Consider the following 14,455-nt stretch of genomic DNA (forward strand, 5'->3'; position numbering starts at 1 on the left):
GCCACACGCCCGCATCGCTTGCGCCCTTCCTCCGCTCACCGCGAGCGTATGGCGCTTCTGCCGGCAAGCCGGGCGTGTAAAGCTCGCCAGCACTGACCGTCCCCACCCCAATTCTCGGAGCGGCCAGAATGGGCACTTCGGGAATCGCTGACAGCAACGGAGAAGAGACCACTAATGACCGGGCGCGTGGCCATCACCGGCTATTCCTTCCGAATGCCGGGAACAAGTACCAGCCAGTACTGGCAAGACCTGCTCGACTGTCGAGATCTCGTGACTCAGGTCGATCCCGGGCGCTGGGCGCAGGACAGCTTCCTGCATCCGCGCCGCAACCATCCGGGAACCAGCTACACTTTCGCCGCAGGATCACTTGGCGACATCGCGACCTTCGATGCGGCCTTCTTCGGAATTTCGCCGCGCGAAGCTGCACTGATGGACCCGCAGCAACGCTTGCTGCTCGAAATGAGCTGGGAAGCGATCGAAAACTCGGGAATCAAGCCGTCCTCCCTGCGCGCTAGCCGTTGCGGCGTCTACATCGGTATCGCCAGCGCCGACTACTCCTATCGCCTGGCCGACGATCTCGCCGTCATCGACTCGACGACGGCTACCGGCAACACCGCCAGCATTGCCGCCAACCGTATCTCCTACGTCTTCGATCTGCGCGGGCCGAGCATGGCCATCGACACCGCCTGCTCGTCGTCGATGGTTGCCTTCCACCAGGCCTGTCGCTCGATTCTTTCCGGGGAAAGCACGCACGCGCTTGCTGGCGGCATCAGCCTGCATCTCCATCCCTACGGCTTCCTGGTTTTTGCCAAGGCCACGATGCTTTCCCCGCGCGGCCGCTGCAACGTCTTCGATGCTTCCGGCGACGGTTACGTGCGTTCGGAAGGCGGCGGCGTCTTCTTGCTCAAGGACTATGCTCAGGCGCTCGCCGACGGCGACCCGATCCTGGCCGTCGTGGCCGGCTCGGCGGTCAATACCGATGGCCGCAAATCGGGCCTGACGGTTCCAAACCCACGCGTACAGGCGGCGCTGCTCGAACAGACCTACGCGCAGGCCGGGATTGATCCGCAGGCGATCGACTACCTCGAAGCGCATGGCACCGGCACGGCGGTCGGCGACCCGATCGAAACCCTGGCCATCGGCGAGGCCCTGGGCAAGCGCCGCGCGCTCGGCAAGCCGCTGCCGATCGGCTCGGTGAAAAGCAATCTGGGCCATCTTGAAACCGCCTCCGGCGTCGCCGGCCTGGTCAAAGCCCTGCACTGCATGAAGCATCGAGTGGTCCCGGCGACCATCGGCGTCGAAACCCCCAATCCGCACATCAAGCTTGACGAGTGGAACATCGAAGTGGTCACCCGGCCGCTGGAGCTGAAGAAGACCGGCCAGCTGATCATCGGCATCAACTCCTTCGGTTTTGGTGGATCGAACGCCCACGTCATTCTCGAAAGCCCTCCGCCAGCCGACGCCAAGGCCCCGCAAACATCGGCCGCAGGCTTGCTACCGCTGATCGTCTCGGCGCGTGACAGCGCGGCGCTGCAGGCAGCGGCAGGTGAGCTCGCCGCTTTCCTGACAGAACAGCCGGAAAACGCGCTCTACGACGTCGCCTATAGCGCGGCGTTCCGTCGTGAGCGGCACCCGCAGCAGGCCATCGTTTTCGGCCAGGATGCGACGACCATCGCCGCGGCTTTGCTCGACTTCGCCGAGGGAGACGAACAGGCAAGAGCGGCGAGCCGGGCAGCGACGGTGGCGACCGGCAGCGGCTTGGCAAAGCCGGCGGGCCTGGCCTTCATCTACACGGGAAACGGCTCGCAGTGGGCGGGTATGGGCAAGCGCCTGCTCAGCGAAGAACCCGTGTTCCGCGCCGCGGTCCGCGAGGTCGACGCCCTCTTCCGTGGTCATGCGGCCTATTCGCTGGAAGACGAACTTGCCGGCGGCGACAGCGAAGAAAACCGTTACGAGCGGACTGAAATCGCCCAGCCAGCGCTGTTCGCCATGCAGGTGGGAATCACGCGCATGCTCGCGCAGCGCGGGCTCGCGCCGACCGTCGTCGCCGGCCACAGTGTCGGTGAGGTGGCGGCCGCCTGGGCATCAGGCGTGCTAAGCCTCGCCGAAGCCGTGCACGTCATCTACCAGCGCAGCCGCCTGCAGGGAACGACCAAGGGCCAGGGACAGATGTGCGCCATCGCCCTGGGGCAAGAGGCCGCCCAGGCCCTGCTCGCCGAATTGGGCCTCGAAGCGCTGCTCGCCATTGCCAGTGTCAACAGCGCGCGCGGCGTGACCATCGCCGGTGACCCCGAGCAGCTCGCCATTCTGGAAGCTGCCCTGGAAGCGCGAAACGTCTTTCACAAACGGCTGGACCTCGATTACGCGTTTCACAGCGCGGCCATGGACGGCATTGAAGTCGAGCTCAAGGCGGTGCTGGCGGAACTTGCGCCGCGCGACAGTGCGCGTGAAAGTGAACCAGCCTTCTACTCTACGGTCAGCGGCAAGCGGCTCAGTGGCCGCCGGCTCGACGCCGAATACTGGTGGCAGAATATCCGCAAACCGGTGCTCTTCGAGTCGGCGATCAACGCCATCCTGGATGACGGCGCAAACATCTTCGTCGAAATCGGCCCCAATCCGATCCTGCGCAGCTACCTCAGCGACTGCCTGAACGAGCGGGCGATCGAGGGCCGCGTGATCGGCACCCTCCGCCTTGCCGACGACTCGCCACAAAGCGTCTGGGGTGCGGCCAGCCAGGCGATCATCGCCGGAGCGGACCCTGATTGGCAGCAATTCTTCCCGCAACCGGGTCGCTTCGTGCTGCTACCCAGCTATCCCTGGCAGCGAGAACGCCACTGGCATCCGGTGACGGCGGCATCGGCAGGACTGATTTATCGGCGCAAGCTGCACCCGCTGCTCGGCTATCCGCTGCCCCAGCACGAGCTGACCTGGGAAAACGAGCTCGATACGCAACTGTATCCGGTGCTCGCCGACCATGTCGTTGGTGAGGCCACTGTTTTCCCGGGTTCGGCTTTCGCCGAGATCGCTCTGGCGGCCGCTGCGGCCTGGCATCCGGAGGCGGTCGCGGCCATCGAAGATCTCGAAATCCGTACGCCGCTGGTGCTCAGCGACGAGCGCTCGACAAGTGTGCGCACGACGATCAATCCGCAGGACGGCAGCCTGACAATTACCAGCCGGGAGCAACTCGCCAGCGATCCCTGGACCTTGCACACAACGGCGCGCCTGCTGCACGACACCGGCGACATCCTGCTGCGCGAGAGAGGGCCTGCTCTGCCCAACCGGGCCCCGGATTTTGATGGCCGCAGCCACGCGGCACTGACGCGCGCCGTTGGCATCGCCTATGGCCCGGCCTTCCAATGCCTCGAACATGGCTGGGTACAGGGAAACTCGGTCCTCGCGGTGTATCGGATCGCGACCAGCGTCGACAACCAACTGGCCTCGCACCACCTCCATCCGGCGCTGCTGGATTGCGCTTTCCAACTCATTTTTCAGCTGCTGAAAAACGCCCTCGAAACGCACGCCGGACTGGCTTTCGTGCCCGTGCGCATGGGCCGCATCGCACTGCGCAGCGGCTTGGCCAGGCCGAGCCATGTGCGGGCAACATTGCTCAGGCGAAGCTCACGTTCGCTGCAAGCGGAGTTCGCGATTTTCGCGGCCGATGGGAGCACCATCGCCGTCGTCAGCGACGTCCGCTTCCGCAGTGTGCGTCTGAGCCGCAATGCCGCCGACCAACTGCGCTGCCTCGCCTACCACGCCACCCCCAGGCCGCACCGGCTGACGCCCGCTGCCAGCCCGAGCATCGCCTACGCCAGCGTCGGAGCTGCGCTCTCTGACCTGGTCAGACGGGCGGCGCTGAAGGGAAGCCATCGCCGCTATTCGGAAGAGGTCGATCCGCTGCTCGACACTCTGTGCAGCCGCTTCGGCCGGTTGGCCCTGCAAGGACTTTCGCCCGATGGGCACAGCCTGCCGCTGCATGCCGTCCGCGCCTGCCAGGCCGCCACCCCCGAGCTCGAACCGTATCTGGCGCAACTGCTGTCGCTGGCCGAGGACGATCGCTCTCTGGCCACTACCGCCGATGGCTGGGAGATCGTCCCGGATCAGCGCGACCAGTCCTCAGCACAGGATATCTGGAACAGCCTGGTCGCCGACGATCCGGATTATTTTCAGATCGTGCATTCGGTCGGGCTCGTCGGCATGCATCTCGGCGAGCTCCTCGCCGGCCAGCGGACGCTGCGCGACGTCTGCCCGCAGGAGTCGTCGCTGGCAACGCTGTTGCGACAGGTGCTCGGGACCAATGGCAAGCAGCAGATCGGCCACGCGCTGCGCGAACTGATTGGCCGGGGATTGCAGGATTTGCCCGCCGGGCGGCGCCTGGGCATCGTCGAGATCAGCGCAGGCGCGCCAGCATTCGTCATGGACGCGTGCACCGCCCTCGACTTCAACCGCGCCGACTATTGCTTCGCCACGACTTCGGCGAGCACTCTGGACGAGGTGGCCGGCAAACTGAAGGAGTGCTCGCCAGCCATCGCAACGCAGCTCATTGGTGGCTCCTCGGAAGCCGCTGGCCATGGCACAGGAGGTGCCGAAAGCTGCGCACTGGCCATCGTCGTGCTTGATTTCGGCAGCGTCGAGCAGGCCCTCCAGGCTATTGATCACGCGCGTAGCCGCCTCGCTGCGGGCGCTTCGCTGATCGTCGTCGGCCAGCACCCGTCGCGCTGGATCGACTTCGTATTTGGCGCGCAACGGGCGGGCTGGTCGCAACCGGAAAGCGGTCGCTGGCTGTCGAGTCAACGGCCGAGCCACTTCTGGCAACAGCAACTGCAGACAGCTGGTTTTTCGGCGAGCGAGCCTTTCGAGTTCTCGCCAGACACCTTGTCCGGTCCCTACCTGCTGCTCGGCCAGCGCAGCGCAAGCGACGCGTCGCCAAGCGACACGCCACGGTCGACCCTGCGTAGCTGGATCCTGTTTGCCGATGCGGATGGTTTTTCGGCGCAACTTTCCGACCAGCTGACCAAGAAGCTGCAAGCGCGCGGCGATCTGGTCATCGAGGCCCGCGCCGGCGGAAGCACGCGGATCGAAGCCCTGCTCCGTGAAACCACGGCCAACTACGGCGAACTCGACGGCATCGTCCACCTCGCCGGCATCCTTGCCGAGCCAGACGACGCGCTTGCCGACGCCGCCGACAAGGTTTTCGAGCGTCAGCTTGCCCGCTGCGCGACAGCCGCGGACATCTTCCAGGCCTGTGCAAGCACGCAAACCAAAACCACCTGCTGGCTGATTACGGCCAATGCTGCCGGCTGCCTGCTGCCCACCACCGGCGCGACGCCCGCGGCACACCTCGCCGCGGACAGCGCGCTGTGGGGATTTGGCCGGACGATGCTCAACGAGACCGACCACTGTGCCATCCGCCTGATTGACCTGCAAACGCCGCTGAGCGTCGAAACGGCAGTGACGGCGCTGGACAAGGAATTCGAGCAGCCGGATGACGAGCAGGAGGTGGTGCTGAGCTCCAGTGGTGAGCGCTACGCCTTGCGCCTGCGTATCGAGGAGCGCCCTGACGGGCAGGTACACGAAGCCCTGGAGCAGCCCAGCGTGTCACTCGGCTTCCAGCTTCCCGGACAACTGCGGAATCTGCGCTGGGAAGCGCACCCGCGCCGTGAGCTCGCACCCGGCGAGATCGAAGTCGATGTGCGCGCCACCGGTCTGAACTTCCGCGACGTCATGTATGCACTCGGGCTGCTTTCCGACGAAGCCATCGAAAACGGCTTTGCTGGGCCAACGCTTGGTTTCGAATTTGCCGGCGTCGTCAGCCGTACCGGCAGCGAGGACAGCATTTTCAATGCCGGCGACGAGGTCGTCGGCTTCGGCCCGTCCAGCTTCGGCAACCGGGTGGTCACCCAGGCCGCGGCCATTTCCCATCTGCCCCCCGACATCTCCTTCGAAGCTGCGGCAACGATCCCCAGCACCTTCTTCACCGTCTATTACGCTCTGCATCATCTGGCACGCCTGCAGCCCGACGAAAAGGTGCTGATCCATGGCGCCGCCGGCGGCGTCGGCATTGCCGCCGTCCAGGTCGCCAAGTGGCTCGGCGCCGAAATCTACGCCACCGCCGGCTCCGACGAGAAGCGTGATTTCCTGCGCCTGCTCGGCGTCGATCATATTTTCGACTCGCGTTCGCTGACTTTCGCCGACCAGATCATGGCCCAAACCGGCGGGCAAGGCGTCGATGTCGTCCTCAACTCACTGGCCGGCGAAGCCATCAACCGAAACTTTCAGGTCCTGAAACCTTTCGGTCGCTTTCTTGAACTGGGCAAACGCGACTTCTACGAAAACACCAGGATTGGCCTGCGTCCCTTCCGCAACAACATCAGCTATTTCGGCATCGATGCCGACCAGTTGATGCTGGTCCACCCCGATCTGACGCGCCGCCTTTTCGCCGAGATCATGGCGCTGTTTGCCGATGGCGTTCTCCACCCCCTGCCCTATCGCGCCTTCGAAGCCGAAGACGTGGTCGACGCTTTCCGCTATATGCAACAGGCACGCCAGATCGGCAAAATCGTCATCACCTATCGTCACGGCATCAACGACGTGTATCTGCCGAAAGCGGCAACGCGTCGGCACCTGCAGCTGGCGGCCGACGGCTCGTATCTGGTTTCCGGCGGCCTGCAGGGTTTCGGTCTGCGAACGGCCGAGTGGCTGGCCAGCAAAGGCGCCCGCCAGCTGATCCTGATCAGCCGTACTGGTCCGCAATCCGAACAATCCGACGAAGCCCGCAGCGCCATTGCACGCCTCGAAATGCAAGGGGTACGCGTGTACGCCGCGGCCTGCGACGTCAGCAAGCGCGCCGAACTGGCGGCCTTGCTGACGGAAACGGCGCGCAGCCTGCCGCCGCTGAAAGGAGTGGTCCATGCCGCGGCGGTCATCGATGATGGGCTGGTGCGCAATCTCGATGCCGCGCAGATGCGCCGCGTGCTCGCCCCCAAGATCCTCGGTGCCCGCCACCTCGACGAGCTGACGCGCGCCTACCCGCTCGACCTGTTCGTTCTCTTTTCATCGGCGACCACCGTCTTCGGAAATCCTGGACAAGCCAGCTACGTAGCGGCGAACGCCTTCCTCGAAGCGCTTGCAGAACATCGCCGCGCGCTCGGTCTGTGCGCCACCAGTGTCGGCTGGGGCCCGATCGACGACGTCGGCTTCCTGGCCCGCAATGAAAAAATCAAGGACGCCCTGCAAAGCCGCATGGGTGGCGGCGCCCTCCACTCGGCAACCGCTTTCGACGCCCTGGAAGGCATGCTGCTCGCCGATCGCTCCGGACTGGCGGTGCTCGAATTTGACTGGCATGCGCTCAGCCGCCTGCTGCCGAGCGCCGGCAGTCCAAAATTCCAGGAACTGGCCTGGCACGCCGAAGACAGCGACGGACAGGAGGATCACTCGGAAGACATTCAGCGGCTGCTCCTCGAACTCTCGGATGAGGAGCTTCTGGCGGCTTTTTCGGACATCCTGCGCAACGAAATCGGTGAGATCCTGCGCGTTGCCGCAGACAGGATCGACCCCGAGCGTTCGCTCTACGACATGGGCCTGGACTCGCTGATGGGCGTCGAACTGATGATCGCCCTGGAATCTCGTTTCGGCATTCGCCTGCCGGTAATGGCCTTGAGCCAGAGTCCGACGATCAGCAAACTGGCGGCGCGAGTGATCCAGCAGTTGCGTGGAGCCGACGACGCGGGCGAGTCGGATCAGCAAGCGGTGCTGCTTGCACAGACGCAAGAGGTCGCCAGGCAGCAGGGCGCCGACGCTTCGCCCGAAGTGATCGCCGGGGTGGCCAGGGGCCTGCAGACCGCGCGGGCTGCTGCGACCGCCGCTGCGACTGTCAAGGCGATCGACTAGGATGGTACGCAAAGGATTGCCAGGGCTCACCGCCCAGATCAAGGACAAGCTCATCCAGCAGGCGCTCGAGCGCCGGCTCCGCCAGGCCGATCAAGGGAAGAACTTCGACGCCCCGACGCGGACGCCCAGCGGTGCCACCACCCCAGAGCAGCACTATCGCTTTCACCTGCATCCCGGCTATCAGCAGATTCGTATCATCAGCGAAGGCGCGACGCGCCTCGGCATCGACAGCCCCTTCTTCAAACTCCACGAAGGCATCGCTGGGGCCAGCACACGCATCGATGGCCGCGACTACATCAACTTCGCGAGCTACAACTATCTCGCGCTCTCGGGAAAGGCCGAGGTTTCCGACGCCGCCAAGCAGGCGATCGATCGTTACGGGACCTCGGTTTCAGCCAGCCGCCTGGTCTCTGGTGAGCGAGCGGTGCACCGCGAGCTGGAAGAAGCCATCGCCCGCGCTTACGGGACCGACGATGCGATCACCTTCGTCAGCGGCCACGCCGCCAACGTCACCACCATCGGCCATCTCTTCGCCGCTCCGGATCTGATTGTTCACGACGAGCTGATCCATAACAGCGTCGTGCAGGGAATCAGCCTCTCCGGCGCCCGCCGCCTGTCGTTTCCGCACAATGACCCGCAGGCACTGGATACCATTCTCAACCAGGAACGCCAGCACTTCCAGAGAGTGCTGATCGTCCTGGAAGGGATCTACAGCATGGATGGCGACTATCCCGACCTGCCCCGCTTCGTGGCCATCAAGAACAAGCATCGCGCCTTTCTGATGGTCGACGAAGCCCACTCCTTCGGCGTCATGGGCGCCACGGGACTCGGCATCAGGGAGCACTTCGGCCTGCAGAGCGCCGACGTCGACATCTGGATGGGGACTCTGAGCAAGGCCCTGGCCGGATGCGGCGGCTATATCGCCGGCGAAGCCGCGCTGGTCGAACACCTCAAATTCCTGGCGCCCGGCTTTCTCTATAGCGTCGGCATGCCGCCACCGGTTGCCGCGGCCTCGCTTGCCGCGCTGCAGGTAATGCAAGCCGAGCCCGAGCGCGTCGCCGCACTGCAGGCACGCGGTCGCTTCTTCCTGGCGCAAGCCAAAGCAGCCGGCATTGATACCGGGACTTGCGCCGGCTTCGCGGTGATTCCGGCAATTACCGGCAGTTCGATCAAGGCCGCACGCCTGGCAGCCGCCCTCTTCGCGCGCGGCATCAATGTGCAGCCGATCCTTTACCCGGCAGTGCCGGAGAAGTCCGCCCGCTTACGCTTCTTCATCTCCTGCGAGCATAGCGAGCTGCAGCTTCAGCAGACCGTCGATGCCCTGGCCGAGGAGCTCGGCAGGCTCTGAGCAGTAAACAAGCCCGTTTCCTGCAGAAACAGGCTGCCCAGGTCCTCGACCTTCAAATCGCGGCGTATCCCCGGCTTCGGCTGACCGTTTTTCCGCCAGATGAAGTAATCGGTCTGCCCGGCGGGCGCGCCCAGGGTCCGGTAGACATCCGGCATGATCGGCACGTGATCGCCGTACCAGCACAGGCCACTGCGGCCCGGCAAAGCCTCGAGCCCGGCGCGCAGCATGCCCGCCATGCGGTCCGCATTGCGCAGATGACGCAGGTAGATGGTCAGCTCGTCGCAGCCAGCCGGTGGCGGCCTTGAATAGAAGCGCTCCGCCTCATCAGGCCGCACTTTCTCGAGATGCAGGGGCCCGTGGTTCTCCATGCTGATGACAAAGACGAAAAGTGGCTGCTCGCCAGCACTCTTCAGCAATGAGCAGACTTTCTCGGCGACGGCCAGATCCCCGACGTAGGGCCCACTCCTTGCTGCGCCCGCGAAGCTGCGGATATCGATGAACTCATCGAAGCCAAGGCGTGGAAAGACCTTGTGACGGTCGTAGAAGCTCGCCGCGTAGGGATGGACGCAGAGGGTCCGGTAACCGCGGGCTTGCAGAAAGCTGGCCAGTGTCGCCACCCCCTGCCGCGCCAGCCGGCGATAGGGATTGAAGCGATGCACCCCCAGTGCCTCGCCGGCGAGTCCGGAAAGAAAAGCAAACTCGGTGCGCACGGTATTGGCGCCCCAGGCAGCGACCTCGAGTTGTCCGCTGCAAGCTGCCTCAGCCTGCAAAGCGTCAAACTCTCGCAGGACCTCGTCGCAACGGATTCCCGCGTCGAGCCGGCGCGGATCGAAGAATGATTCGCTCTGCACGACAACCAGGTGCGCGGCTCCGCCGCTGCTTGGGTTCGTGGCATTCGTCGAGCCTGCACTCCCGCCGTCAAACGGCGAACGCAACGGGCAAGGCAGCAACTCCTCCTCTCCGTATCGCCACATGGCGCAGAGCAGGCCCAGCCGGCACAGGTCGTTTGCCGCTTCGAATGTCACCACCAGCTTGCTTCGCGCTGCCCACCACAGCACGAGGCCCGCAGCAAGCGCGAGCATTGCCGACCCGGTCAGAAAATCGCCGACCGACAGTGCCAGCAACAGGGATTCCTCCAAGGCCAATCCCGCATAGACAGCGCCGCCAAACGCCAGCACGGCAAGGGCCGCCTTCCCTGCGCCGAGAAAGGGCAGGTAGAGGCGGGGATGCTTGAAGACATCGCTGAAGTACTCGAAATCCTGAAAAATGAAGGGTTCGCGCAAGGCGTGGTATTTGGCGTTGCTGACCAGCACCAGAAACAGCATCCCGGCGAGCAGCGCGCTGGCGGCAAAAAGCGGTCGCTGGAGAACCAGCAAGAGGCAGGTAAACAAGCTCAGCCAAACGCCAAGGTGGATCGCCAGCGCTGCCAGAGGCCGCTTCCAGAAGGGCAGCACAGGTGGCCTCAATAAGCGTTCAAGCAGCAGGCAAAGGCCTGCGCCAGCGAGCGCCGACGGGGCTACCGCCGACCAGAAGGAATCAGCCACCGTAATCGAGCAGGCGCAGAATGCGTTGCGAGACCGCCGACGGCAGGACCGACAGCCACCAGGTCCCGAAGTTGAGGGGAAACGGAAAGCTGATGCGCGCCTGATTGCGTGCCAGACCGCGCCGGATGGTGCGCGCCGCTCGTTCCGGGGTCCACAGAAAAGGCTTCGGCCCCGGCATCGCGCGGCACATTTTTGATTCGACATAGCCCGGCATGACCACGCTCACCCGCACCCCTTCCCTGGCGAGCCAGCCGCGTAGCGCTTCACCATAGGTCTTGATCGCCGCCTTGCTGGCGCAGTAGCTGGGCGTCACCGGCAGCCCGTAATAGGCGGCCAGCGAACTGATCAGGGCGATCTGCCCTTGCCCGCGGGCGCGCATCGCCGGCAGTAGCGCATCGACCGTGGCCATGGCTGCGAGGACGTTCACCTCGATGAGTTCCTCGACATCCGGCCAGTGTTCGCCCGCGCCGGCTGGCCCGATGTTGGTGTTTACGCCGGCGTTGACGATCACCAGATCGAGCTCTTCTGATCGACAAAGGTCGCGCAGCCAGTTCGCCAGTGCCTGGCGATCACGCAGGTCGAGCACCTGTGTCAGCAGCCGAGCACCGCGCGACTCACAAGCCGCCGCCAACTCTGCCAGTCGCGCAGCATTGCGCCCCTGCAGGATCAGCGTACTGCCCGCCTCGGCATAAACCATCGCCAGTGCGCCGCCGATGCCGCCGGTGGCACCGGTGATGAGCACCGTTTGCGGTCGTGTTGCGGCGCTCACAACAACTCGTCCAGGGGCGAGCGCTCTGCTTCAAGAAAGCGGCGGCAGTTGGCGACGGCCATGCGGATTGCCTGGGCGGAATAGAAGCCGCCATTGACCTGGGTGGCGTGAATTACCGTGTTGCGAAAGCGACGGAAAAGCTCACGCTCGGGCTTGAAGGCATAGCTCCAGAACTCGTCAAACGGCCCCTGAAAAGTGAGCCCGGGGAGATTGTAGATCGGGTCGCTCAGGGTCACGGTCGGACATCCCGCGGCCAGAGAGAGGAAACCGACGGTGCTATTCACGGTGACCACGCCTTGCGCGTGCTGCAGCAAGGGACCCAGATCGCCGCTCTCCAGGTAGGCGATGCGTCCGGCCAGTGCGAAGCGCTTTTCCAGAGCGGCGATCACGCGACGGAAGTTCACCAGGCCGGCGTCGAGTGGATGGTTCTTGATCACCAGGCGTGCGCCATCCGCCGCGTGCGCAGCGAAGGACTCCATCACGAATTCCATGACGCCGTTCATGTCATTGAATCGGCAATGGTCGCGAATCTGTGCGTCGCTGTTCAGTTGCAGGGGCAAAAGGTAGTACGGCACCCCGCTGCTGACGAGTTTGTCGATCAAGGCCCGGTCTTTGGGCTGGCGAAAGTGCAGCATCGAAAAGCGCCCGGCGTAGCCGGCATATTCGACAGCCGCATTGAGCGGCGCATGCCTTTGGTAGCGCGGAAAGACGACTGCATTGACTGATCCGGCGAAATGGTAGGCCACATCATGTGCCGCACGTACTCGGAACGGCGAATGAAACGGCTCGCCGTCACCGTAATCCGGCAACTTCGCGCCAACGCGGCGAAACCAGTCGGGATCACGCGGCAGCAGCGAGTGACCATTGACCCCCTCGCGCTCAAGCGTCACCCAGTAAGGCCGCAAGTAGCCTTCTTCGAAAACGTGCGTGCGAATGCCCAGAGCCGAGCCATGATCGACGGCAGGTCTATGCACTGGACGCCGGTCGCCAAACAGAACCTGGTCGGTGATCCCGAAGCGGCGGTATTTCTCGTCGAGAAAGTCGCGCAGGCCGGACAACTCGCCACGGAAGTGCCACGCCGGTCGCAAACCCCAATAGGCGACGTCGCCAGCATTGAAATTGATCTTGAAGACGCGGTGTCCGTCAGCGACCAACTGATCAGCGAGCCTGGCAAAAAATGGCGAACAAACAGCCTGCAGAAACAAAAAAGAACGTCTCAATCGACTGCAACCCCTCTGCTTTCCACCGCCCCCTCTTCCCCGACCCTTCCCCCACGAGAGGAGAATGGAGATTCGTGAGGCGCTTGCGCGACTTTCAAATTAACGCCGCCCTGGTAGGCCACCAGACCAGCCGCTATCGCCCGCCAAGAAACGCAGCGTGGTCGCCGGCAGATCGGCGCAGAGGCCCACCAGGTCGGCAGTCGACAGATGAGCGCCGACAGCGCGGGAATCCGCCCAGGCCCATGGGCGCCGCAGGAGGCCTTGTAGAAACTGGGTCGCGCCGTGGCGGACGAGGACGCTATCCATCGTCATCTGCTCGGAAACATCGGCGGCAACCCCGGACAGCGTCAGCAAGGCCTTGCGAAAGAGCGCGATCTCTTGCGGAAAGCGCACCGCCGAGCTTGCTGCCAGACTATCCAGCAGCGACGTCATCCAGTCGAAGCCGGGAAAGCAACCAGTACGCACCTGCTGAATCCCTGCACCTACCGCGAGTCGTACGCGGGCTTCGTCGACCACCTGGCCGAGCGCCGCGACTGCCCTGCGCACCCGCGTCTCGTTGAGCGTCACTGCGCCCAGACCGAGTTGCACGACTGCCTCGCACTGCGCTTTCGTCAGCCGCGTGGTGAGTGCCCAGTCGATAATCGCCAGACGTCCATCGGGCATCGCCAAGAGGTTTCCGGCGTGCGGGTCGGCATGAAACAGGGCTCCCGCCTCATCACTATCACTGCCCCAGAAGGGCTGGGCCAGCAAGGCCCTGATCATCCGCTCGGCACGCTGACGCATTTCCGCGGCGGGCAAATCCTGGTGGGTCACCTTGCAGCCATCGATCCGTTCCATCGCCGTGACCAAGCGCGTGCAGAAGGGAAACAGGCGGGGGATGAGGATATCCGGTGAAGCGGCATAGAAATCGGCTGCCTGCCGCAGGTGTTCCTGTTCCTGGTCCAGACGAACTTCGTTGGCGAGCAGATGGGCGACCGTTTCCAGCGTATTGCCGTAGTCGAGCACCGGCAGGCCGTGGTACGCGCAGCGTTCTTCCAGGAATATGCCGAGCAAGGGCCAGATGGCGAGTTCTTCCTCCAGGCGCTCCTGCACACCCGGTCGCAGCACTTTGAAGACGCCGCGCTGCGGCGCTGCATCCTTCGCCTGCTGCCAGACAAAAGGCACGACCACGGCGACGCTGCCCTCGGCGATTGTCTCTTGCCCCAGCTGCAGACCGGCGACAGGGCCTACTTCACGATCGAGCAGCGGCCGCACCGCCGCCAGTGAGTCGGTCGGCGCCAGCGTTTCGAGTTCCTGCAAACGCTGGCGCAAATCGGCCGACAGGCGCCGGTCGTGGGCCACCACCTGCCCCAGCTTGTGCAGGGTCGGGCAGAGACGAAACAGGCTGATTACACGCTGCTCACGACTGGCAGAGATCGGCAGTTGAATTTGTGCGGCAACAATGGCTTGCTGACGGAGCGGCGAAAGGCGCTGCAGGAAGAAAACCAGGCCGTCCGCGAGCAGTGGACGATATTGCGCGTAATTTTCGGGCAACAACTCGGTGAGCGGCAGCAGGAGTGCCAGCGGGCCGCTGTACTGATCGATGTTCGGGTGGAGAGTCATGATAGGGAATGGTCGATAGCCAGCGCACTGGCGAAACAGGGGCTGATGAGCAAGGGGATGAGCGCATTGTAGACCGGATCGACCA

6 protein-coding genes are annotated in these 14,455 nt (G+C 64.2%); 2 read left to right on the forward strand and 4 right to left on the reverse strand.

Annotated features, from left to right (window positions below):
* Positions 1–174: 174 nt before the first annotated feature.
* Entirely contained in the window at positions 175–7,887 is a 7,713-nt protein-coding gene (locus V5B40_RS23895; RefSeq protein ID WP_332356893.1) for a type I polyketide synthase, read from the forward strand.
* A gap of 1 nt (position 7,888) precedes the next feature.
* Positions 7,889–9,235 carry an aminotransferase class I/II-fold pyridoxal phosphate-dependent enzyme gene (locus V5B40_RS23900; RefSeq protein ID WP_332356894.1) on the forward strand — a complete coding sequence of 449 codons (1,347 nt, stop codon included), beginning with the start codon at positions 7,889–7,891 and terminating at the stop codon, positions 9,233–9,235.
* Here the strand turns inward: V5B40_RS23900 and V5B40_RS23905 are convergent.
* From V5B40_RS23905 to V5B40_RS23920, 4 genes are all read right to left on the reverse strand, one after another.
* Positions 9,190–10,689 (reverse strand): LTA synthase family protein, encoded by a 1,500-nt coding sequence (locus tag V5B40_RS23905; protein WP_332356895.1) that lies wholly within the window; start codon positions 10,687–10,689, stop codon positions 9,190–9,192. The two genes, V5B40_RS23900 and V5B40_RS23905, sit on opposite strands and share 46 nt — an antisense overlap.
* Before the next feature lie 82 nt (positions 10,690–10,771).
* Positions 10,772–11,476: an SDR family NAD(P)-dependent oxidoreductase gene (locus tag V5B40_RS23910; RefSeq protein ID WP_434735909.1), complete on the reverse strand. Its 705-nt coding sequence runs from the start codon at positions 11,474–11,476 to the stop codon at positions 10,772–10,774.
* Between the two features lie 68 nt (positions 11,477–11,544).
* A complete protein-coding gene (locus V5B40_RS23915) occupies positions 11,545–12,702 on the reverse strand; it encodes a capsule biosynthesis protein (RefSeq protein WP_332356897.1) in 1,158 nt (385 codons plus the stop codon).
* Positions 12,703–12,867: 165 nt separating this feature from the next.
* Positions 12,868–14,370 carry an AarF/UbiB family protein gene (locus V5B40_RS23920; RefSeq protein WP_332356898.1) on the reverse strand — a complete coding sequence of 501 codons (1,503 nt, stop codon included), beginning with the start codon at positions 14,368–14,370 and terminating at the stop codon, positions 12,868–12,870.
* Positions 14,371–14,455 lie beyond the last annotated feature (85 nt).

This window comes from Candidatus Accumulibacter meliphilus, from assembly GCF_036625345.1.
Taxonomy (GTDB): Bacteria; Pseudomonadota; Gammaproteobacteria; order Burkholderiales; family Rhodocyclaceae; genus Accumulibacter; species Accumulibacter meliphilus.